Annotated in this window: 21 protein-coding genes; 11 read left to right on the top strand and 10 right to left on the bottom strand. The window is 59.2% G+C overall.

What is annotated here, in order from left to right; all coding sequences use genetic code 11:
- Positions 1-3: 3 nt before the first annotated feature.
- From BM074_RS13280 to BM074_RS13265, 4 genes are all read right to left on the bottom strand, one after another.
- Positions 4-486: a GNAT family N-acetyltransferase gene (locus tag BM074_RS13280; protein WP_027232514.1), complete on the bottom strand. Its 483-nt coding sequence runs from the start codon at positions 484-486 to the stop codon at positions 4-6.
- A 5-nt stretch (positions 487-491) separates the two neighbouring features.
- Positions 492-779, bottom strand: a complete 288-nt coding sequence (gene gatC / locus BM074_RS13275) for an Asp-tRNA(Asn)/Glu-tRNA(Gln) amidotransferase subunit GatC (protein WP_027232513.1) — start codon at positions 777-779, stop codon at positions 492-494.
- A gap of 86 nt (positions 780-865) precedes the next feature.
- Positions 866-2,458, bottom strand: coding sequence for a hypothetical protein (locus BM074_RS13270; RefSeq protein WP_091922587.1), 1,593 nt, complete (start codon positions 2,456-2,458; stop codon positions 866-868).
- Positions 2,459-2,509: 51 nt separating this feature from the next.
- Entirely contained in the window at positions 2,510-3,214 is a 705-nt protein-coding gene (locus BM074_RS13265) for a metal-dependent hydrolase (RefSeq protein WP_091922585.1), read from the bottom strand.
- 117 nt (positions 3,215-3,331) lie between these two features.
- On the opposite strand from BM074_RS13265, the gene ruvX reads away from it, so the two are divergent.
- Positions 3,332-3,832, top strand: coding sequence for a Holliday junction resolvase RuvX (gene ruvX, locus BM074_RS13260; protein WP_091923002.1), 501 nt, complete (start codon positions 3,332-3,334; stop codon positions 3,830-3,832).
- Here the strand turns inward: ruvX and BM074_RS13255 are convergent.
- The 3 genes from BM074_RS13255 to BM074_RS13245 form a co-directional block, all read right to left on the bottom strand.
- On the bottom strand, positions 3,796-4,119 hold the full coding sequence (locus BM074_RS13255; protein WP_091922584.1) for a DUF6105 family protein: 324 nt from the start codon (positions 4,117-4,119) through the stop codon (positions 3,796-3,798). The genes ruvX and BM074_RS13255 overlap by 37 nt on opposite strands.
- Positions 4,120-4,401: 282 nt before the next feature.
- Positions 4,402-6,033 carry an acyl-CoA dehydrogenase family protein gene (locus BM074_RS13250; RefSeq protein WP_091922582.1) on the bottom strand — a complete coding sequence of 544 codons (1,632 nt, stop codon included), beginning with the start codon at positions 6,031-6,033 and terminating at the stop codon, positions 4,402-4,404.
- Between the two features lie 167 nt (positions 6,034-6,200).
- Positions 6,201-7,265 (bottom strand): class I SAM-dependent methyltransferase, encoded by a 1,065-nt coding sequence (locus BM074_RS13245; RefSeq protein WP_091922581.1) that lies wholly within the window; start codon positions 7,263-7,265, stop codon positions 6,201-6,203.
- A 196-nt stretch (positions 7,266-7,461) separates the two neighbouring features.
- Between BM074_RS13245 and BM074_RS13240 the strand changes: the two genes are divergently transcribed.
- From BM074_RS13240 to dprA, 4 genes are read left to right on the top strand one after another with little or no spacing between them, the layout of a single operon-like run.
- Positions 7,462-8,427 (top strand): aspartate carbamoyltransferase catalytic subunit, encoded by a 966-nt coding sequence (locus tag BM074_RS13240; protein WP_091922579.1) that lies wholly within the window; start codon positions 7,462-7,464, stop codon positions 8,425-8,427.
- The gene (locus tag BM074_RS13235) at positions 8,424-9,710 is read left to right on the top strand and encodes a dihydroorotase (protein ID WP_027232505.1); all 1,287 of its coding nucleotides are present in this window, start codon (positions 8,424-8,426) and stop codon (positions 9,708-9,710) included. The genes BM074_RS13240 and BM074_RS13235 overlap by 4 nt, the downstream gene beginning before the upstream one ends.
- A gap of 21 nt (positions 9,711-9,731) precedes the next feature.
- Positions 9,732-10,346: a glycerol-3-phosphate 1-O-acyltransferase PlsY gene (gene plsY / locus BM074_RS13230; protein WP_091922578.1), complete on the top strand. Its 615-nt coding sequence runs from the start codon at positions 9,732-9,734 to the stop codon at positions 10,344-10,346.
- A complete protein-coding gene (dprA, locus tag BM074_RS13225; RefSeq protein WP_091922576.1) occupies positions 10,343-11,476 on the top strand; it encodes a DNA-processing protein DprA in 1,134 nt (377 codons plus the stop codon). The genes plsY and dprA overlap by 4 nt, the downstream gene beginning before the upstream one ends.
- On the opposite strand, the gene BM074_RS13220 is transcribed toward dprA, so the two are convergent.
- Positions 11,444-11,644, bottom strand: coding sequence for a hypothetical protein (locus BM074_RS13220; protein ID WP_081815942.1), 201 nt, complete (start codon positions 11,642-11,644; stop codon positions 11,444-11,446). The two genes, dprA and BM074_RS13220, sit on opposite strands and share 33 nt — an antisense overlap.
- Positions 11,645-11,967: 323 nt before the next feature.
- On the opposite strand from BM074_RS13220, the gene topA reads away from it, so the two are divergent.
- From topA to BM074_RS13195, 5 genes are read left to right on the top strand one after another with little or no spacing between them, the layout of a single operon-like run.
- The gene (gene topA / locus BM074_RS13215) at positions 11,968-14,592 is read left to right on the top strand and encodes a type I DNA topoisomerase (protein WP_091922575.1); all 2,625 of its coding nucleotides are present in this window, start codon (positions 11,968-11,970) and stop codon (positions 14,590-14,592) included.
- A 9-nt stretch (positions 14,593-14,601) separates the two neighbouring features.
- Positions 14,602-16,926, top strand: a complete 2,325-nt coding sequence (gene rnr, locus BM074_RS13210; protein WP_091922573.1) for a ribonuclease R — start codon at positions 14,602-14,604, stop codon at positions 16,924-16,926.
- Positions 16,923-17,357, top strand: coding sequence for a DUF983 domain-containing protein (locus BM074_RS13205; protein WP_091922571.1), 435 nt, complete (start codon positions 16,923-16,925; stop codon positions 17,355-17,357). The genes rnr and BM074_RS13205 overlap by 4 nt, the downstream gene beginning before the upstream one ends.
- Positions 17,358-17,361: 4 nt before the next feature.
- The gene (locus BM074_RS13200; protein ID WP_091922569.1) at positions 17,362-18,105 is read left to right on the top strand and encodes an NUDIX hydrolase; all 744 of its coding nucleotides are present in this window, start codon (positions 17,362-17,364) and stop codon (positions 18,103-18,105) included.
- A gap of 3 nt (positions 18,106-18,108) precedes the next feature.
- On the top strand, positions 18,109-19,284 hold the full coding sequence (locus tag BM074_RS13195) for an MFS transporter (RefSeq protein ID WP_091922567.1): 1,176 nt from the start codon (positions 18,109-18,111) through the stop codon (positions 19,282-19,284).
- Positions 19,285-19,314: 30 nt separating this feature from the next.
- Here the strand turns inward: BM074_RS13195 and BM074_RS13190 are convergent, their stop codons facing one another.
- Both BM074_RS13190 and BM074_RS13185 read right to left on the bottom strand, forming a co-directional pair.
- Positions 19,315-20,097: a DUF899 domain-containing protein gene (locus tag BM074_RS13190; protein ID WP_091922565.1), complete on the bottom strand. Its 783-nt coding sequence runs from the start codon at positions 20,095-20,097 to the stop codon at positions 19,315-19,317.
- Between the two features lie 154 nt (positions 20,098-20,251).
- The gene (locus BM074_RS13185) at positions 20,252-20,659 is read right to left on the bottom strand and encodes a lysozyme inhibitor LprI family protein (RefSeq protein ID WP_091922564.1); all 408 of its coding nucleotides are present in this window, start codon (positions 20,657-20,659) and stop codon (positions 20,252-20,254) included.
- Positions 20,660-21,036: 377 nt separating this feature from the next.
- Between BM074_RS13185 and rpmG the strand changes: the two genes are divergently transcribed.
- Positions 21,037-21,204: a 50S ribosomal protein L33 gene (rpmG, locus tag BM074_RS13180; RefSeq protein ID WP_008122896.1), complete on the top strand. Its 168-nt coding sequence runs from the start codon at positions 21,037-21,039 to the stop codon at positions 21,202-21,204.
- Positions 21,205-21,250: the final 46 nt, after the last annotated feature.

Genomic DNA, 21,250 nt, shown 5'->3' with positions numbered 1-21,250 from the left:
TGTCTATTGGGCCGGCGTCAGCGCCAGCCGCTTCTCGTAAAATGCACTGTGTTCGGAATCCGGATAGTCGAGCACGACGCCGCAACGGGTGAACCCCGCGCGCTGGTAGAGCCGCCACGCCGCGTCGAAGCCCGGCCCGACGCCGGTCTCAAGCACGAGGTGCGTGACGCCCCTTTCCACCGCAACGGCCGTAATCGCCTCGAGCAAAGCCGATCCCACGCGCTGGCCGCGAACGGTTGGCCGCGTAAACATGCGCTTGATCTCGCCAAGCCCGTCTGCATGCTCTTTAAGCGCGCCGCACCCGATGGCAAAGCCCGATTCATCGCGCGCGACGAAAACGGTCGTATCGGCGCCCGCCATTTCCTCGACGGTCATCTTGAACTGGAACTCGACCGGAGAAAGCGGCAACAAATGCGCATTAAGATCGGCAACAAGCGACCTTACATCATCCTGCAATGGAGTTTCGATGGCTATGGAGATGGCCATTGGTCTTACTCCACGACCTTCGGAACGACGAAGAAATTTTCCTCGTGGATCGGCGCGTTGGCGACGATATCGGCAGCCTTGCCACCGTCATCGACCTCGTCACGACGCTTCTTCATCGCGATGGGCGTTACCGACGTCATCGGCTCGACACCTTCGACGTTAACCTCGTCAAGTTGTTCCACAAAGCCGAGAATGGCGTTCAGCTGACCGGTCATGCGCTCAACATCGGCTTCGCTCACGGCAATCCGGGCGAGATGCGCGACGCGCTTGACGGTGGATACGTCGACAGACATGGGACTTCCTAAAGTTCGGGTTTTTCTTCCAGAGCTATAGTGTCCGTCGCGCCCGAGCGCAACGGACAAGACGCAGTGAGACGGGCCTATTGCTTCGGAGCATCCGCGTCATCGCTATCGCTCCCGGCATCCGGATCGATAATATTGTCGTCGAGCGTCGTTCCATCCAGCGCGTCATCATCGTCGGGTGTTGCGACCGGATCGGGTCCCTTGACAGGATTGCCATTGACGCTGACCGACCCATCCGCCTGTTGATCGACGATCCACTGCATATGTCCGTTCGGCAGCTTCGTGCCGAAATCCTTCGCAAGCTTGGCAAAAACGACGTAATTCTTGACCTCGGGCTCATGCTCGGCGGCTTTGTTCAGCCGATCGAGCGCGGCATCGAATCCGGCCATTTCCCAGGTGGTGCGGCTTGTCGGCTTCATGCCGGCAAAGGATACTTCGCCCTCCACGGTGATTTCACTTTCGGCGGTCCGAACCATGCTCTTGTCGATAACCACCTTGGGCGGATTGGTCACAAAGGCCGCAGCGGCATTTGACTCAAATGCATCCGAAAACGGCTCGTCGCGACGCAGGTCCATGTCCGCCACGGCGGCCTTCACCAGGGTTTCCAGATCAACGCTTTCCGCGCCAAAGGCAAGTTCGACATCGGTAGGCAGGAACGGCAGGCCCCAATCCGGTATAGGCAAGGCCGGATAGGTGAGGCCGTTGGTGCGAAGCGCAACGTGATAGCCACCGTCCTTGCCGACACCGTCGAAATCCATCTCCTGCACGATGTTCTTGGCTGTGAATTTGCCGAGCGGCGTATCGATATCGAGCCCAGCGAACCGATATGTCCCCGTCAATTTCTCCCAGATCGGCAATACCGCAAGGAGCTTGCCCTTCAGTTCCGCCTGCTGCGGGTCGGTCAGCGTCTTCGTGTCGGAATGGGCGACAAAATAAGCCCATAGGTCCAGAATTTCGAGATTGCGTGCGCCCTTGGCATCCGCCGAGTACGTCACTTCCCCGCTGCTGAAAACCACCTTCGACGGCGGTGCGGGAAGGGTCGGCGCCGGCGTAACAGCGCCATCATCCGGTGCCGCTGGAAGCGGGGATTTCAGCGAGATCGTTTCGACGAAGTTACCTGTGGTTTGAGTATAACCCATATCGACGCCGCCGGCAGGATTTGCCATCCCGTTCAATTGGCCTTTCACCGGGCCGGCAGTCACGTCGGCGGCTTGGGTACCGGCCGCCACCCTCATCTTCATGCCATCGTAGGAAAAATCGGACTTGCTGAATGTACCGAGTTTCGGGTCAAAAACACCGTTCATTTGGGCATTCTTGACCGACCAATACGTCGACCCCGTAAATGTTGACGTATCGATCCAATCAGGAGGGGTTGCAGTCGATATGTTCCACGTTCCGTCGGCCAGCGGCCGGGCGAGCAGGTCAGAGCTAATAAAATCGCCATTAATGCCGCGACTGGGCATTCCTTTGAAAAGCTCCGCCAGGCTCAAGGTGATACGGTAGTTATCCCCGGCGGGCGCAACGTTCACGATCTTGCCCTCGATCGCGGACCGGCCGAAATATTTCGCTAGCGTATCGGCGAGCGCCTTCGCGCCATCCGCATCGACGGTTTGAGCGAATGCCGGCCAGGCCGATGTCATCAAGAGGGAAGCAAAAAGCAGTCTGCGCACGTCATTTCTCCAGGCGTCGATACGAGCCAGCGTTGATCTAGCAACTTCAATTCAAATGGTAAATTGCTGATTCGTTGTCGGAACTACGACTTTAGTTTCACCACCTTCCATTCCGGCCACGAATTTCTCCGGGGTCTGGTCGATTATGGGAAATGAGCCGTAATGACAGGGAATGGCGTGTTCGAACTTGAAATATCGCCGCGCCGCAAGGGCCGCCACCGCACCACCCATGGTGAAACGGTCGCCAACCGGCAGAATGCCGATCTGCGGATTGTGCAGTTCGTTGATCAGCGCCATGTCCGAGAAGATATCGGTATCGCCCATGTGATAAAGCGTCGGATCGGCATCGAAATGCAGCACCACGCCGTTCGCGCTGCCGAGGGAATGCGACACGCCGTCTTCGGTCAACTGCGCCGATGAATGCAATGCGTTGACATAAGTGACCGTAAAGCCGTCATAGGAAACCGTACCGCCCGTATTGGTGGGATCGACCCGGGCGACCCCTTTTGAAGCGAGCCAGGATACGAGGTCGGCGTTGGCAGTGACGAGTGCACCGGTTTCCTTGGCCAAGGCGATCGTGTCGCCCACGTGATCGCCATGGCCATGCGTCAGGATGATGTGGTCGACGCCCTTGGTCGCTTCCTTGATGTCCACGCCCTTGGCGCCGGGGTTCCCGTTCAGGAACGGATCGATCAGAATCGTGTTCTTTGCGGTTTCGAGCCGGAAAGCCGAATGGCCAAGCCAGGTAATTTTCATGTCTTTATCCCTTCATTCACTGGATGCTCGCCACGCTGCCGTAGAAGCGGTATGTGTCAGGTGTGCCGGATTAAAGCGATCGATCGATCCGCATTGCAAGTGCAGGAAGCAATCAAATTGACGGTATTGGCAATTGAAGAACTTGAGACGCGCGTGGCGGAGGGCAAGACGCTCGCCGGTCTTGACCTTGGGACCAAGACGATCGGCATCGCTATATCAGATCGCGGCTTCTCGTTTGCCAATCCGCGCCCTGTACTGAGACGCAGCAAGTTCACGCACGATGCTCAGGATCTGTTGAAAGCCCTCAATGCCGACAATGTCGGCGCTATTATCATCGGGCTGCCGGTAAATATGGATGGCAGCGAGGGACCGCGGGCTCAGGCGACCCGCGCCTTCGTGCGCAATATGGAAAAGCTGACGGAACTTCCATTTGTCTATTGGGACGAGCGTCTGTCGACGGTTGCGGCCGAGCGCGTTCTGATCGGAATGGATGTATCGCGCCAGAAGCGGGCCGACCGAATCGATTCAGCCGCTGCATCCTTTATCTTGCAGGGCGCGTTGGACCGCCTGCGGGCGCTGCGTCAGGAAACCGATATTGACGGAAGTTCCTTCCCGTAGCCAGCCCGCGCTGCGCGCCATTCCTTTACCCAAGCAATGATCTTGCGGCGACGGCGGAAAGCGATGAGGCCAAGGACCAGGCCGGTGTCGATGATACAAGCACGCGCAACCAGAGGTGGAATGCTTTCCGGCGCTATGCCGAGCGCCTGCCCGTAAATCTGAAACACCAGGTCATGCATCTCACGGCTGAAAAAATACATGCCCATGCTGAGATTGTAATATGACAGGAAATACCATCCCCAAAGGAAAGTCAGCGGTCCCGCCCAGAAAATCAGGAAGCTGCGCATTCAGTAACTCCTCCAAGGGAAGCTCATAATCACTTTATCTTAACCCTACGAATTTGCAGTGCAATTTCGAACGACAGTGTTATCGTTTAAGAAGTGAACCGCAATGTAAACCGTTTGTTAAGGTTAATTTACAAAAATTTAATTCAAATTGAAGCTATTAGCGAGCCCCCGTGCGCGCTCGGGATGCATTTTGTGCGTCACTATCCAATTTTTCTGACAATGAAGATGCTGCACGCGGTGCGTGCACTGCGCGGTCAAAGGTTCTGCGGCTTCCCCTGAGAATCAGGAAGCGCCCGGATAAAGCGAATTCACGATGTTCTTGGCGTTGTGGCGCGCGTCGAGCATGCCGTAGGTCGTGCGCCACTGGCCGCCGAGCCGCGTTTCGATAAAGGCGTCAGCTATATCTTCCGAATGGAGATAGCGCAGTTCCGCACCGGCCGCCGCCAGTGCAAGCTGCTCGGTCAGAATACGGGCAGCACCTTCATCGTTCTCGGTGACGCGCATGGCTGCGCGCAGCACTTCGACTGTGCCCTGGCCGCCCCGTCCGAGTTGAGCCCCGATCCAGTTCAGCACTTCATCGAAAAGCTGCGGACCACGTTTGAGAACGCGAACAACATCCAGTGCCATGACATTGCCCGAGCCCTCCCAGATCGCATTGACCGGGGCCTCGCGATAGTAGCGTGCGAGATTGCCTTCCTCGATGTAACCATTGCCGCCGAGGCACTCCATCGTCTCATAGAGCATCGCAGGTGCGATCTTTGCCACCCAGTATTTGACCACAGGGGTCATGACGCGGGCAAAGGCGGCTTCGCTGCGATCCTTGGCAGCATTATCGAATGCCCGCGCCAGGCGCATTGCAAGCGCCGTGGCAGCCGCAACATCGAGGGCCATATCGGCGAGCACGCGCAGCATGAGCGGCTTCTCGATGAGCGTCGTCTCGAACGCAACGCGGTGGCGCGCATGGTGCGCCGCTTCCGCAAGTCCGGCACGCATCAGGCCTGCTGAAGCGATGGCGCAATCAAGCCGGGTGAGCGTCACCATGTCGATAATCGTTTTGACGCCCTCTCCTGGATTGCCGATCATCTGCCCAAGGGCACTCTCGAATTCGACTTCCGACGACGCATTCGAGCGATTGCCGAGCTTGTCCTTCAGCCGTTGAAAGCGGAACCCGTTCGAACTTCCGTCCGGAAGGATGCGCGGCACGAGAAAGCATGAAAGTCCCTCGCGGACCTGCGCGAGAACGAGGAAGGCATCGGACATCGGCGCTGACATGAACCATTTATGGCCGGTGATCCGATAAAAGCCGCTCCCATCCGGCTCGGCGCGCGTTGTGTTGGCCTGAACGTCGGTGCCGCCCTGCTTCTCGGTCATCCCCATACCGAGGGTGAGACCGGCCTTCTTTGCCGGCGACTTGTTGCTGGAATCATATTTGCGAGGCAGGATCAGCGGCGACCACTCGCGATAGAGCGTGGGCGATGCCATCAGGGCCGCGAGCGAAGCGCTCGTCATTGTCAGCGGACATAGATGGCCACACTCGAGTTGGGCCGTAAGGTAGAAGCGCGAGGCGCGCGCTTGATGGCGTACGCCTGATTCCGTCTTTCCGTCTTCCCATATCGAGGAATGCAGGCCCTGCGACACCGACCGGCGCATCAAGGCATGATAGGCAGGATGGTAATCGACGACGTCGATGCGCCGGCCCTGTCGGTCATGGGTGCGCAGCTTCGGCGTTTCCGCATTCGCCAGCCTCGCCAAATCCTGTGCATCGCTTGAAAGTACGAAGCGCCCGTTCTGTTCCAGTTCCTTGCGCACCTCCTGCGGGAAACGCTTGGTGATCTGCATCAGCAAGGGATCGCCGAGGTAGGCGTTAAGGCCGCTCATCGGCGGTGTCTGGTTGAGGACATCATGGGTTTTCAAGTAGCGGGTCCTGACTTGCTGTGGTAGTCGCACGCTCGTGTTTCAATCGGCATGCGGGTGCGCGCAGACTCTTTATCGTGCCAAGAATCTGACAAGCGGTTAACTCCCTCAATATATGATGTGTCCAGCGTTAGTCGATATCGGCCGCAAGCGAGAAAACCGTCGTCTCAACCGACCTTGTGCAAAAGCACTACGGCGACAAAGTGCTCATGCCGCCGCGGGTTCGACGCGAGGCTTGCTTCCATTCTGCCGTAAAGCTCATCGACCAGAGCTGCCCGGTTCGGTTTGGCGCTGAGTGAGGACGCCACGGTTGGCCCCGAAAAAGCCCGCATCATACCGGTCCAGCCGCGCGCAAGCGGTAGTGGATCGCCGGTGCGCTCGAACGCATCCCAATGCAAGTCCGGCCCAGGCAGTATTTCCGAGCGCTCGATCCGCAGGCCGGCAAACGCGCCATCTCCTGTTGCAAAGGGCGCCCTGATATCGGCAAGTTTGCGCGGGGCCGTCGGAATATTGATATGCAGAAGATCGTTTTCCGAAAGAAGTCCATCGTGCTTCATGGAGAGCAAGGCGTGCCACAACTCGCTGGTCAGCCACTCCCAGCCAACCCTGTCTTCCGGCCGTCCCGGGAAAAGGCATAGTAGCCTGCCATCATGGCGCAATTCGCTCGCCCGCCGTTGCAGGAACAGCCGCCAGTCGCGCGCTTGTTGGAGGAGTAGTGCCTTGTGGACGTCCTCAAATTTGCTGTGAAGGGCAAAAATGTGGTCGGGAATGTCGATGGGGTGCTGGCTCATCCACTGCATGGTCCAGGAATTCCACCCAAGGTGCACCCGCCCCGGGGGAAAGAGGGGTTCATAGTAGCTGCGCCCGATCGCGGAGGGGAATATTCCCGTCGATCCCGTCATGTAGCTCTGCGGATCGCTTTCGAGGGCATTGAACAGCGATGTGAAGTCATTCGAGGGCAAATCCGTGTGGATCACCTCGATGGAACGCTCCTCACCGGCGCGTGCCCGCAGCGCCTGGATCGCGATCGCTACAGGATCCATCGAGTTCTTGCCCTGAGAAGAGCCGTAATCGACGATGACGAGCGGTTCGTCGCCGAAGGCAACCGAATTCGCCGCCAATTGCCACAGTGCCAGGGCCGCCGCGTTGCCAGCAGCCTGCATCGCCGAATGGCGATTATAGTATCCGCCGCCTTCCATGGCGGCGCGTGTCGGGATAATGCCATCTGACATGCTGCCCCCTCATTGTATCCGCGTCGTCACTGGCAGAGGTGATTGTACGCCTCTTCGACAACAGCAGCAATTGACGCCCGTTGCCGACCCCGCCACCTTATGCTCCATTGTTCACAGCCATGTTGACGATCACAAAGGATATGCGCGGTCCGATGCTTGCAGCAGCGGGGCATCGGGCCTATAGGGGGGACTTGCTATGACATTGGAAACGCTCCCACCTCCTTTCGCCCATCGCCATTTGCTTGGCATCAAGGGTCTTTCACCCCAGGACATAACCCAGCTTCTCGATCTCGCTGAAAGTGAGATTGCCGTTTCACGGCAGTCCGAGAAAAAGAAGAGCGTTCTGCGCGGCCGGACCCAGATCAACCTCTTCTTCGAAGCCTCGACACGAACGCAATCGTCGTTCGAGCTTGCGGGCAAGCGTCTCGGCGCCGACGTCATGAACATGTCGGTCGGCAACTCATCGCTCAAAAAGGGCGAGACGCTGATCGACACGGCGATGACGCTCAATGCGATGCGGCCCGATATCCTGATCATCCGCCACTCTTCTGCAGGCGCCGCAGCCCTTCTGGCGCAGAAGGTCGGGTGCTCGGTGGTCAATGCCGGCGATGGGGCGCATGAACATCCGACCCAAGCGCTCCTCGATGCGCTGACTATCCGCCGTGCCAAGGGGAAAGTCGAGCGGCTGACAGTCGCGATCTGCGGCGATGTCCTGCATTCGCGCGTCGCCCGCTCGAATATCATCCTTCTCAATGCCTTGGGCGCCCGCGTTCGCGTGGTTGCACCGTCCACCTTGCTTCCTTCCGGCATTGCCCACATGGGCGCGGAGGTGTTTCACAACATGCAAGACGGCCTGAAAGACGCCGACGTGGTCATGATGCTGCGGCTCCAGCGCGAGCGCATGGCCGGATCATTCGTTCCGTCGGTGCGCGAATATTTCCGCTATCACGGGCTTGACCGCGAGAAACTCAAATACGCCAAGCCCGATGCGCTGGTCATGCATCCCGGCCCGATGAATCGCGGTGTCGAGATTGCTTCGGACGTTGCCGACGGCTCACAGAGTGTCATTCAGGAACAGGTGGAAATGGGCGTCGCCGTGCGCATGGCCGTGATGGAAGCGCTCCTCGACCCCCGCCGCAATGCGGAGGGAGTTGCAGGATGAGCACGACAGTTCTTCAGAACGCCCGTATTGTCGACCCGTCGCGCGGCCTCGACGAAATCGGGACCCTTATCATCGACGGCGACAGGATTGTCGCAAGCGGTGCGGATGCTCGTAACCAGGGCACAGCCGAAGGCGCAACGATAATCGACTGCAAGGGCAAATCTGTCCTCCCCGGCCTTGTCGATGCCCGCGTATTCATTGGGGAACCGGGGGCGGAACATCGCGAAACGATCGCGTCCGCCAGTCATGCGGCCGCGGCTGGCGGCGTCACCTCCATGATCATGATGCCCGATACCGACCCGGTCATCGACAATGTCGCCCTCGTCGAATTCGTGCTGCGTACCGCGCGCGACACAGCGGTTGTCAACGTCTATCCGGCCGCGGCAGTCACCAAGGGTCTCAACGGCGAGGAGATGACCGAGATCGGATTGCTGCGCGAAGCCGGAGCGGTCGCGATAAGCGAGGGCCGACACTCCATCGCCAACACGCAGTTGATGCGACGGGCACTGACCTATGCGCGCGATTTTGGTGTCGTGCTCGCACACGAAGCCCAGGATCCCTACCTCGGCGTCAACGGGGTGATGAACGAGGGGCTGTTCGCCAGCTGGCTCGGCCTTTCCGGAACGCCCCGCGAAGCGGAGGTTATCCCGATCGAACGTGACATGCGGCTCGCCGCCCTTACCCAAGGCGCTTATCATGCGGCGCAGATCTCGACCGCCATGTCGGCGGAGGTCATCGCCAAAGCCAAGCAGGACGGTCTCAACGTGACCTCAGGTGTTTCGATCAACCACCTGTCGCTGAACGAGAACGATGTCGGCGAATTCCGCACCTTCTTCCGCCTGCAACCGCCGCTGCGGCTCGAGGAGGATCGGCTTGCCATGGTGGAGGCGCTGCGCGAAGGCGTGATCGACATTATCGTGTCGGCCCACGATCCGCAGGATGTCGATACCAAGCGCCTGCCCTTTGCCGATGCCGCCGCCGGTGCGATCGGACTTGAAACGCTGCTCGGTGCGGCGCTGCGGCTGCACCACAACGGCGATGTACCGCTTCTGCGCATCGTCGAAGCGCTGTCGAGCGCGCCAGCCCGGATATTCGGCATCGAGGCCGGGTCGTTGCGGCCCGGCGCCAAAGCAGATGTGACCATAGTCGATCTTGACGAGCCGTGGGTTGTGAAGGAAGAAGATCTGCGGTCGCGCTCCAAGAACAGTTGCTTCGAAGGAGCACGGTTCCAGGGGCGCGTCATTCAGACATTCGTTGCAGGCAAATCAGTCTTCACTATCTAGAAGCCGCCAGGGGGGCGTTGCATGTCGGATTTTTCAGGCGGACCAGCAGGCGTTCCGCTTCTTCTCTTTGCACTGGCCTTCGGCTATCTGCTGGGTTCCATCCCGTTTGGCCTGATTTTGACGCGCATGGCAGGGCTCGGAGATGTCCGCAGCATTGGTTCGGGCAATATTGGCGCCACGAATGTGCTGCGCACGGGCAACAAGAAGCTGGCAGCGGCCACCCTGCTCCTTGACATGTTGAAGGGAACGGCCGCCGTGCTGATCGCCGGGATCGCCAGTCCGGAAGCGGCAATCGCAGCGGGCCTCGGTGCGTTCCTCGGCCATATTTTTCCAGTCTGGCTGAAGTTCAAGGGCGGCAAGGGCGTCGCCACATATCTGGGCGTTCTGCTCGGATTGTTCTGGCAGGGTGCATTGATCTTTGCCGCAGTCTGGCTTGGCGTGGCCTATGCCACGCGCTACTCGTCACTCGCCGCTCTTGTCGCGGCCGCGATTGTCCCGATCGCACTTTATATTATAGGCTTGCACCAGATAGCCGTGCTGTTCCTGATCCTTACCGTCAGCGTCTTCATCAAGCACCGCGCCAATATCCAGCGTCTCGTCGCCGGCAATGAGGGCAAGATCGGATCTAAAGGGTGAACGACGCCGCGAAAGGCATCCGCCTTTCTGACAGCCAGCGGCTGGCCTGGCTCCGTTTGCTCCGAAGCGACAATGTCGGCCCCGCGACCTTTCGCGATCTCATAGCCCATTGCGGATCAGCCGCTGCCGCATTGGAAATGCTTCCCGAACTCGTTCGGCGCGGTGGCGGGCACCGCCCGATTCGGATCGCTCCGGTCGAGGATGCCATGCGCGAAATGGAAGCCGCAGCTAAAACCGGTGCGCGCTTCGTCGGGATCGGCGAACCCGACTATCCGCGCTACTTGCGGAAATGCGATAATCCGCCTCCCCTCGTGGCAATCAAGGGCAATCCTGACGTTTTCCGGCTTCCGCCGGTTGCTATCGTCGGCGCCCGCAACGCCTCGCTGGTGGGTCTCAAATTTGCCCGCATGCTTGCGCGAGACCTCGGACAAGCGGGTTTCGCCGTGATCTCCGGCCTGGCGCGCGGCATCGATACCGCCGCCCATGAGGCAAGCCTCGACCATGGAACCGTCGCGGTCATGGCAGGCGGACTGGACATGCCCTACCCGCCGGAAAATCTTGACCTTTACGCAGCCATATCCGGTCGACACGGCGCTGCCATCAGCGAAATGCCCTTCGGCTGGGAGCCGCGTGCGCGGGATTTTCCACGGCGCAACAGAATCATCGCCGCACTGTCCCTGGGGCTCGTCGTGGTGGAAGCTGCAGAACGATCCGGTTCGCTCATCAGCGCCCGGCTTGCCGGCGAACTGGGACGGCACGTTTTCGCCGTTCCGGGCTCACCTTTCGATCCGAGGGCCAAGGGCACCAACGATCTTCTGAAGAATGGCGCGACGGTGACAACCTGCACGCAGGATGTGATCGACGGCCTCACACCGCTTGTCGATCGACCGATCGCCGACCCGCCCGCCTTCCTCGCGCCGGAAATCGATTTCCCTTCGCTCAACCCACCTGATGAAAGCGACCGCGACCGCGTGGTCAACCTCCTTGGGCCTGTTCCGACCGAAATCGATGAGCTGATCCGTGCGAGTGGACTGCATCCTTCCCTGATCATGCTGATTCTGCTTGAGCTCGATCTTGCCGGACGTTTGCAACGCCACTCAGGCGGATATGTTTCGCTGGTTTATTCCTGAGTCCGACCCCGTGTGGCGGCGCAGCTGGTCGCTGCCCTCGATGTAGGCGATCTCGATGAGGTAGGCCAACATGTCCAACCGGGTGTTTTGGGCCATCGTGCGGAGCTCACCGAGCATCTGCTGAATAAATCTGACGTTCTCGACTGGATTGATTTTGCTTTCGCTCATAATTACATCCTTGAAAAAGCCCATGCTGAAATGGCGCTATATTTGACCAGAAATCGCTTAATGTATAGCTACTTAAGTCCTTGTTTTTTATACTTTGCACACGTACACATCAAATAACCGGCCAAAAATCTCCGGGGCTCTTGCACCGCAAACGACAATACCATTAATTGTATTAGCTCGTTGAGCAACCCGTGGTTGCAATTGTCGATTTTTGAAGCCCAGACCTTGACGTTGCGCAGAAGCCTGTTCATTTCACAGACTTCTGTACCGGTGCGAAACCGGCACTTCTTTAATCAGACAAGGGCAGAAAGCTCGAATCCGTAATGAATCTCGTCGTCGTCGAATCGCCTACCAAGGCCAAATCAATCACCAAATATCTTGGCCCGGGCTACAAGGTCCTGGCCTCGTTCGGCCACGTGCGCGATCTGCCTGCCAAGGACGGCTCGGTCCTCCCCGACAATGATTTCTCGATGTCCTGGGAAGTAAGCTCCGAATCGTCAAAGCGGCTGAGCGATATCATCAAGGCATTGAAGGAGAGCGACACGCTCTTTCTTGCGACCGACCCTGATCGCGAGGGTGAGGCGATCTCCTGGCATGTGCTCGAGGTGCTGCAGCAAAAGAAGGCAATTGGTACAAAGGCGGTAAAACGTATTGCATTCAACGCGGTTACCAAGGATTCGGTGCTCGAGGCCATTGCGAACCCCCGCGATATCGATATGCCGCTGGTCGATGCCTATCTCGCCCGCCGTGCGCTCGACTATCTGTTTGGCTTTACCCTCTCGCCCGTGCTTTGGCGCAAGCTGCCCGGCGCCCGTTCGGCTGGACGTGTCCAGTCCGTCACCCTGCGGCTCGTCGCGGATCGCGAAGCCGAGATCGAACGGTTTGTTCGCGAAGAATACTGGACGATCGCAGCGCACTTGAAGACGCCGCGCAACGACCTCTTTGAAGCGCGCCTCGTAGCAATCGACGACAAGAAGCTCGGCAAGCTCGACATCAAGAATGGCGAACAGGCCGGCGAGATTCGCGCCATGCTCGAAGGCGCTTCGTTTAAGGCGACCGCCGTTGAAGCAAAGCCGATAAAGCGCAGTCCCGGACCGCCCTTCACCACCTCCACTTTGCAGCAGGCAGCATCCGGACAATTGGGCTTTTCCTCCTCACGCACGATGCAGATCGCCCAGCGTCTTTACGAAGGCATGGACCTTGGCGGGGAAACTGCCGGTCTCATTACTTATATGCGTACTGACGGCGTTCAGATGGATCCGGAAGCGGTGCAGGCAGCACGCAAGACCATCGGGCGCGTCTTCGGCGACAAATATGTGCCGGAGAAGCCGCGTTACTATTCGACCAAGGCGAAGAATGCGCAGGAGGCTCATGAAGCCATCCGCCCGACGGACTTCAATCGTCATCCCAAGGACATGCGCAAGTTCCTCGATGATGATCAGGCGCGGCTTTATGAATTGATCTGGAAGCGCGCTATCGCGAGCCAGATGCAATCGGCCGACATCGAGCGTACGACCGTCGACATCGAGGCGCGGAACGGTTCCCGCCTGGCGCAATTGCGTGCGACAGGTTCGGTCGTCCGTTTTGACGGTTTCCTCGGAGCCTATGTCGATCACCGCGAGGAAGAGGATGTCGACGAAGACAGCGCCCGCCTGCCCGAGATCAGGGCTGGCGAGGCCCTCGCCCGCGAGAAGATCGAAGCCAGCCAACACTCGACCGAACCACCGCCGCGCTATTCGGAAGCAACGCTCATCAAGAAGATGACCGAGCTCGGCATAGGCCGCCCGTCCACTTATGCGGCAACGATAACGACACTGCGCGACCGCGAATATATTGCGGTCGAGAAGCGCAAACTTATCCCCGAGGCCAAGGGCCGGCTTGTGATCGCCTTCCTGGAAAGCTTCTTCAAGCGCTATGTCGAATATGATTTCACGGCGGACCTTGAGGAAAAGCTCGATGAAATCTCCGACGGCAAGCTCAAGTGGAAGGATGTCCTGCGCGATTTCTGGACCGATTTTTTCGGGTCCGTCGATGGTATCAAGGAACTGCGGGTCACCAACGTTCTCGACGCGCTCAATGAGGAACTCGGTCCGCTCGTCTTCCCGCCGCGTGAAGACGGCAGCGATCCGCGCATCTGCCAGGTGTGCGGAACGGGCAATCTTTCGCTGAAGCTTGGCAAGTACGGAGCCTTCGTCGGTTGCTCGAACTATCCCGAGTGCAAGTTCACGCGCCAGCTCGGCGGCAGTGAGGCGGCAAACGAGAACGGCAATAGCGGCGACGAGCCAAAGCTTCTCGGCAAGGATCCCTATACCGGCGAGGACATCACAGCACGCAGCGGCCGCTTCGGACCCTACATTCAGCGCGGCGACGGCAAGGAAGCCAAGCGCGCCAGCCTGCCCAAGGGCTGGACGCTCGAAACGATCGACCACGAGAAAGCGCTGGCTCTGTTGTCGCTGCCGCGTGATGTCGGGCAGCACCCCGAAACCGCCAAGATGATTTCGGCAGGCATCGGGCGGTACGGCCCGTATATCGCCCATGACGGCACCTATGCCAATCTCGAAAGCGCCGAGGACGTATTCTCTATCGGGCTCAACCGCGCCGTGACTGTTCTTGCTGAAAAGCAGGCGAAGGGTCCGGGTCGCGGCAGGGGAACACCCGCAGCGCTCAAGCAGCTAGGTGATCATCCTGATGGCGGTCCGATCACTGTGCGCGACGGGAAATATGGCCCTTACGTCAATTGGGGCAAGGTCAATGCGACATTGCCCAAGGGCAAGGATCCGGCTGTCGTTACGGTCGAAGAAGCGCTTGCCATGATTGCGGAAAAAGCGGGCTCCAAGGGCGGCAAGAAGGCGCCGGTGCGCAAGGCTGCCGCCAAGAAGGAACCCACCGCCAAAAAGACTGCCAAGAAGCCGGCGGCCAAAAAGGTTGCGGCGAAAAAGGCAAGTTAGGAAGCTGAATTGGCACGCCGTATCTCTCCACCCAGCGGAAAAAAGCGGCCTGCCAGTTCCGCAGAAGCCAAGCGCGAATCCTTCTTGCCGAGCCGGGATGAGATTCTTGCATTTATCAAGGAAAATCCGGACCTTGCCGGCAAGCGCGATATTGCCAAGGCATTCAATCTCAAGGGCGAGGCGCGGATTGTCCTGAAGGACATTCTCCGTGATCTTGCCGACGACGGCCTCGTCGAAAAGCGTGCCAAGCGTCTCGCTCTCCCCGGCAGCCTTCCCAATGTGGCCGTTCTTGATATCACCGGGCGGGAAAGCGACGGCGGACTCATTGCCAGGCCCGCGGAATGGGACCCCAATCATAATGATCGCCCGCCGGTTGTCTTCATTCGCGCCTCGCGGAACCAGAAAGGTCCTGTCCCTGGCGTCGGTGATCGGGTCCTTGCGCGCATCTTTCATGGCGCCGATGCATCGGGCCATGCCTATACGGCGCGCGTCATCAAGCGGATCGAACATCGCAAGGATGCAGTGCTCGGCGTCCTGCGCAAGCTCGACAATGGCGAATGGCGGCTCGAGCCCGTCGAGCGTCGCCAGGTAGAGCTCTCCATCGATCCGGCGCAGCTCAACAATGCCAAGCCGAACGACCTTGTTGAAGTCGAGGTCCTGAAGGTCAGTCGGTATGGGCTCGCATTGGGCCGGATCACGCAAGTCATCGGGTCAGTGGCCAGTGAAAAAGCCCTGTCGATGATAGCGATCCACGAGCACGAGATACCGCACGTATTTCCAGACAGCGTCATCGCCGAAGCAGAGAAGGCAAAACCTGCGACAATGCAGCATCGCGAGGACTGGCGCGCGGTTCCACTGGTGACGATCGACCCGGCCGACGCCAAGGACCACGACGATGCGGTCTATGCCGAGCCCGACACCGACGAGAAGAACCCCGGTGGCTATATCGTCACCGTCGCGATAGCCGACGTCGCCGCCTATGTGACGCCGGGCTCCGCGCTCGACCGTGAAGCGCTGAAGCGCGGCAACTCGGTCTATTTCCCCGACCGGGTGGTGCCCATGCTGCCCGAGCGCATCTCAAATGATCTTTGCTCGCTCAAGGAACTGGTCGATCGCCCTGCCCTCGCTGTCCGGATGATTTTCAGCGCGCAAGGCAAGAAGGTATCGCACAGTTTCCACCGCATCATGATGCGCTCGCACGCGCGGCTAGCCTATCCGCAGGCCCAGGCCGCGATAGACGGTTCCCCGGATGAGAAGACGCAGCCGATCCTCCACACCATCCTGCGACCACTATGGGACGCTTACAGCGTCCTGAAGCGCGGCCGGGATGCGCGCGAGCCGCTCGAACTCGACCTTCCGGAAAAGAAGATTCTGCTGACGCCGGAGGGTAAGGTCGACAAGGTCGTCGTGCCGCCGCGACTCGACGCACACAAGCTCATCGAAGAATTCATGATCCAGGCCAACGTGGCCGCCGCAGAAACACTCGAGCGCAAGAAGCAGCCGCTGATTTTCCGCATCCATGATGCGCCGTCGCTGGCAAAGCAGGAGACGCTGCGGGAATTTCTGCGCACGCTCGATATCTCGCTGGCGCGCGGTGCGGAGCTGCGCCCGAACCAGTTCAACAACATATTGAAAAGGGTGGAAGGCAGCGAAAGCCAGGAACTGGTCAATCAGGTAGTGCTCAGATCCCAGTCGCAAGCCGAATACAATCCTGAGAACATTGGGCATTTCGGTCTCAATCTGCATCGTTATGCCCACTTCACGTCCCCGATCCGCCGCTATGCCGATTTGATCGTCCACCGGGCGCTGATCGCGGCGCTCGGTCTTGGTTCGGACGGCATCACGCCGAAGGAAGAAGCCGATCTTGCGGAAATTGCCGCGCTTATATCGACGGCGGAGCGGCGCGCCATGGCCGCCGAGCGCGACACGGTGGATCGCCTCATCGCGCACTATCTTGCCGACAAGGTCGGCGCGAGTTTCGAGGGCCGCGTGCAGGGCGTAACCAAGTCGGGGCTTTTCGTTTCGCTTGCGACATATGGTGCCGACGGCTTTATTCCCATTTCAACTTTGGGTGATGATTACTATCTTTACGACGAAACCAACCATGCCCTCTCTGGCGAACGAAGTGGAAAAGGCTTCAGACTTGGCGATGTCGTCGAAGTCCGGCTGGTAGAAGCATTGCCCGTAGCGGGCGCATTGCGGTTCGAAATGCTCTCCGAGCCTCACCCCGTACCAAGCGGGGTACGCTCGCATCACAAGGCAAAGCGCTTCGTGCGCGGAAACCAGAAGCGCCCATCCACCGTCTCGCGCGGAGGGCGAAGAGGCAGAGGATGACGACGATACAGACGTTTGGCGCAGGCACTGGCGAGACGCGGCCCGTTCGTCCCGTGGGACAGGCAATGTGGCGGGGCTTTCGCTGCCGCTGCCCCAATTGCGGCGAAGGCAAGCTCTTCCGTGCATTCGTCAAGTCCGTCGACAATTGCTCGGTGTGCGGCGAAGACTTTACCCACCAGCGCGCCGACGACTTTCCCGCCTACATCACCATCACGATTGTCGGACACGCCGTCCTCGGCGGGTTCCTCGCAGTCGAAACCCTCTTTATCCTGTCCAACTGGGTGCACCTCGCGATCTGGGTGCCCTTGACCATCATCATGTCGATTGCCCTGCTTCAGCCGATCAAGGGTGCGATCATCGGCCTGCAGTGGGCAAATTACATGCATGGCTTCGGCGGCGAGACCGACGATCTGGAACCATCGGACCAGTGACCTCATGGCGGTGAACAGCCAGAACCACGAAGCCTCGGCCGCTGACAAGCGGCGCGCGGCCCGCATAAGGCCCCGCGATGCTGCCTCGCTTTTGCTCGTCGACCGCTCGGGTCCAGAGTTGCGGATCCTCATGGGCAAGCGCCACATGCGGCACGTCTTCATGCCCGGAAAATTCGTGTTTCCCGGCGGCCGCACCGAAGTGTTCGATGGGCGGGTATCTGCGTTTTCGGAACTTGCGGAGGCCGATCAGGCGAAGCTTCTCGGTGGCATGGGCAGCAGGCCCAGCCTTCAGCGCTGCCGGGCTCTCGCCCTTGCGGCGATCCGCGAAACCTATGAAGAGGCCGGTCTTCTCCTCGGGCGCCGGCATGACGATCCGTCTTTGATCAAGCATCCGGACTGGGCGGCATTCTCGGAGCGCCGGATCATCCCGGACCTGTCCCTCCTTCGATATTTTGCGAGGGCGACCACGCCCCCCGGCGGCTCGCGCCGGTTCGATACGCGATTCTTCCTTGCTTTTCGCGACGCCGTCGCCGATACGCTCCCCGAGCCGACCGGTCCGTCTCAGGAACTCGAGGAGCTTTGCTGGCTTCCCTTCGCGCAGGCAAGGCAACTCGACATTCCCGAAATTACCCGGTTGATCATCAAGGAGGCGGAGAATCTCCTCGGCGAGAATCCGTCGCTGACGCCCGGCAATGCCCTTATTCAATACCGCATGAAATATGGACGATTCGTCCGAGAGGTCTTTTGATTCATGGATTCAATGCAGACGGCTGAACAGGTGAAGGTTCAGACCCACTGGCGCGCACTCGTCGCCGCCATTGCTACCATCAGCGCCGTTGGCGTTGCCATTGGTCTTGGTATTCCGCTCCTCAGCGTCATTCTGGAAAGTCGAGGTCATTCGGCAACCATGATCGGCCTGAATGCGGCGGTCGCCGGCATTGCGTCCATCGTCGCCGCGCCTTTCGCAGCTCCGATCGCAGCCCGATTCGGTGTCGTACCAACCCTGATCGGAATGCTTCTTATCGGCGCCTTCTCCTTTGTCGGATTTCATTTCTTCACCGACTTCTGGATGTGGATGGTGCTGCGTGTCTTCCTGCACTTCGCCTTGACGATGCTGTTCATCCTGTCCGAATACTGGATCAATGCGGCAGCCCCGCCCGAGAAGCGCGGTCTGGTACTCGGCATCTATGCCACCGTACTTTCGATGGGATTTGCGCTTGGCCCCTGGCTGTTTTCGCGCATCGGCAGCACGGGAATCATGCCTTTCGCGGTCGGCTTCGGCATCATTCTGTTCGCGATACTGCCCGTGCTTCTCGCATGGAACGACAGCCCCGACTTCAAGGAAGAAGAACATGTGCCGTTTGCGCCATTCATCTGGGCAGTCCCGACTGCCACGGCAGCGGTCTTCGTGTTCGGCGCGGTCGAAACGGGAGGCTTCGCCCTATTCCCGGTATTTGGCTCGCGCATAGGCTATAGCGAAGCCAATGCTGCCCTGCTGCTCACGACGATCGGGCTCGGCAACGTTCTTTTGCAGATTCCCATCGGTCTTCTCAGCGATCACGTCAACGATCGCCGCAAGATCCTGCTTGGCTGCGCCCTGATCGGGCTTGCCGGCATGTGCATTCTGCCGTTCATTTCGAGCAACTGGTACATCGTCGCCGCCCTGCTTTTCGTCTGGGGCGGCGTGGTTGCCGGCCTCTACACGGTCGGGCTCGCGCATCTCGGATCGCAACTGACCGGCCGTGAACTCGCCTCCGCCAATGCTGCGTTCGTTTTCTGCTACGCGGTCGGCATGCTGGTCGGACCGCAGGCGGTTGGCGCCGGCATGGATGTCCTTGGGCCCAAAGGCTTTTCGATCACCCTCGCCGTCTTCTTTGCCTTCTACGCGCTTCTCGTCGGATCGAGGCTTCTGGCTCGCCGGGACTGAATCCCGGAGACCAGTTTTGTATCTACCGCTTCATTCCTGGTTGCGGAACGCCGCCTCGCCGGCATCTGAGACTTCGACCCATTTCTTGTCAGGCGCGGCGTCCGGCACATAGGCGTCGTGCCAGTTCCACCATTTGTAGGTGGGCGTCTGCGGATAGCCCTGGGGCGAATCCTCCCAGACTTCCTGCCGGCCAAGCGGCGTGATGTCGAGGTAGTTCCAGGTACCCCCCATCTGCTCGTCGCCGCGATTGTTGATGAAATATGTTCGGAAGATGCGATCGCCGTCACAGTAGAAGACGTTCGTTCCGTGCCATTCGTCGACGCCAAAATCCGCATCGAACGCGTCGGTGACCGTGACCCAGGGTATCATCTCCCAGCCCATTCGCTCCTTCAGGCGTGCGATATCTGCCTGGGGCGCGCGCGAGACGAATACAAGCGTCGTGTCGCGAGCATTGAGGTGGGCAACGTGCGCGACCTGATCGGCCACCATCGAGCAGCCCCTGCAGGCATGTTCCGGCCAGCCAAAGACGCCGGGTTCGAAAAAGGCGCGATAGACGATCAGCTGCCGGCGCCCATCGAACAGGTCGCGCAGGCTGACCTTGCCCTCAGGTCCTTCGAAAGCATATTCCTTGTCGACTGACATCCATGGCATGCGCCGGCGCTCGGCAGCAAGGGCGTCGCGTGCCCTTGTGTGATCCTTCTCCTTGACGAGCAGCTTTTCGCGCGCCGTTTCCCACTCCTGGGGCGATACGACTGACGGCGTATGCATTCCGGTCGTGCCGCTGGCGCTGCCGCCTTTGATAGATGAAGCCATGATGTTAATTCCTCCTGATCCTGGCAATGCCGCGCCTATTTCGCGCGGCAATCGATGCGGTCATGAGCCAGTCTGGCACCGGAGACTGGTAGTGCGCGAGTAACAAAGGTGACGGCATTGCGTTTCAGCCACGCTCAACCCGCCCCTAACCCCGTCAGTTTGCCGCCGGCACCGGACAATCCAGATCGCCATCCGTACATTTGAGATAGCCCTTCAGGTTCTCGATGCGCATTTGTGTCATGCCGTCTAGGCACGAGCTGGAGACAAACGGATATACGGTACCGGCAGATACGCGTGAACTCGAGAAATTGCATTCGGCATCGCGGAAGGCCACCCATGCCTTTTGCGCTGAAACAAGAAGCTTTGTCGTGTCCGTGTCGTCTTTGAGCCGCGCCTCGATCTCCTTGTAGAGCTTGTTCAATTCGGCGTCGGATTTTGCATAAGCTTTCCCGGCGCACACGTTCATTTCCGTCTGATTGGTCAGATCGCCGCAATTGCTCTGGGCCGAGCCGAGACCGGGTATTGCAAAAATCATGGCGACAGTCAGAAGTGAAACTTTCATTGGTAAAATTCTCCGCTAAACAATGATCCCGATGGGAGGGCTCAAACCGCGAATCGCGCCCCGGGCCAGTTGCAATTGCCAGTTTCAACTTAAGCGTGTGTCAAGCAGGTACCTTTAATGGAATTTCGCCATTTCGTCATTTGAAAAGCTGCCACCCGGCACGCATATGCGTCCGAGCATGCACTCGAACAGCGGGCACTTACCGATGATGACGACAACCGCGCGCGTTGGGTCGATTTGCAGGAAGTGTGCCGTGAGCCAATCGAGTGGGCTTGACTTTCGGCGCCATTCGGTTAAGTGTCCGGCCGAATTTCCGCTTATAGCCACGCTGCTGGATTTGAATAGCGGTCCTCAACAATCAGAACAGGTAAACTGAAATGGCTAAGGCTGCGAATATCAAGATCAAGCTTCTGTCGACCGCTGACACCGGTTTCTTCTACGTCACGAGCAAGAACAGCCGTACGAAGACGGAGAAGATGTCCTTCCGCAAGTACGACCCGGTTGCGCGCAAGCACGTTGAATTCAAGGAAACCAAGATCAAGTAATCTTGGGTCATCCAGATCATCAAAATGCCGCCCCAGGGCGGCATTT

The sequence above is a fragment of the Phyllobacterium sp. CL33Tsu genome (assembly GCF_900113985.1).
Lineage (GTDB): Bacteria > Pseudomonadota > Alphaproteobacteria > Rhizobiales > Rhizobiaceae > Phyllobacterium > Phyllobacterium pellucidum.
This window is presented reverse-complemented; position numbering and strand designations above follow the sequence as displayed.

Coding starts and splice junctions, on each gene's coding strand:
- BM074_RS13240 (WP_091922579.1), top strand. CDS start 7,462: ATGACATTGGAAACGCTCCCACCTCCTTTCGCCCATCGCCATTTGCTT.
- BM074_RS13190 (WP_091922565.1), bottom strand. CDS start 20,097: ATGGCTTCATCTATCAAAGGCGGCAGCGCCAGCGGCACGACCGGAATG.
- BM074_RS13245 (WP_091922581.1), bottom strand. CDS start 7,265: ATGTCAGATGGCATTATCCCGACACGCGCCGCCATGGAAGGCGGCGGA.
- BM074_RS13280 (WP_027232514.1), bottom strand. CDS start 486: ATGGCCATCTCCATAGCCATCGAAACTCCATTGCAGGATGATGTAAGG.
- BM074_RS13200 (WP_091922569.1), top strand. CDS start 17,362: ATGGCGGTGAACAGCCAGAACCACGAAGCCTCGGCCGCTGACAAGCGG.
- BM074_RS13220 (WP_081815942.1), bottom strand. CDS start 11,644: ATGAGCGAAAGCAAAATCAATCCAGTCGAGAACGTCAGATTTATTCAG.
- BM074_RS13255 (WP_091922584.1), bottom strand. CDS start 4,119: ATGCGCAGCTTCCTGATTTTCTGGGCGGGACCGCTGACTTTCCTTTGG.
- BM074_RS13195 (WP_091922567.1), top strand. CDS start 18,109: ATGGATTCAATGCAGACGGCTGAACAGGTGAAGGTTCAGACCCACTGG.
- rpmG (WP_008122896.1), top strand. CDS start 21,037: ATGGCTAAGGCTGCGAATATCAAGATCAAGCTTCTGTCGACCGCTGAC.
- BM074_RS13235 (WP_027232505.1), top strand. CDS start 8,424: ATGAGCACGACAGTTCTTCAGAACGCCCGTATTGTCGACCCGTCGCGC.
- plsY (WP_091922578.1), top strand. CDS start 9,732: ATGTCGGATTTTTCAGGCGGACCAGCAGGCGTTCCGCTTCTTCTCTTT.
- topA (WP_091922575.1), top strand. CDS start 11,968: ATGAATCTCGTCGTCGTCGAATCGCCTACCAAGGCCAAATCAATCACC.
- BM074_RS13205 (WP_091922571.1), top strand. CDS start 16,923: ATGACGACGATACAGACGTTTGGCGCAGGCACTGGCGAGACGCGGCCC.
- gatC (WP_027232513.1), bottom strand. CDS start 779: ATGTCTGTCGACGTATCCACCGTCAAGCGCGTCGCGCATCTCGCCCGG.
- BM074_RS13265 (WP_091922585.1), bottom strand. CDS start 3,214: ATGAAAATTACCTGGCTTGGCCATTCGGCTTTCCGGCTCGAAACCGCA.
- BM074_RS13185 (WP_091922564.1), bottom strand. CDS start 20,659: ATGAAAGTTTCACTTCTGACTGTCGCCATGATTTTTGCAATACCCGGT.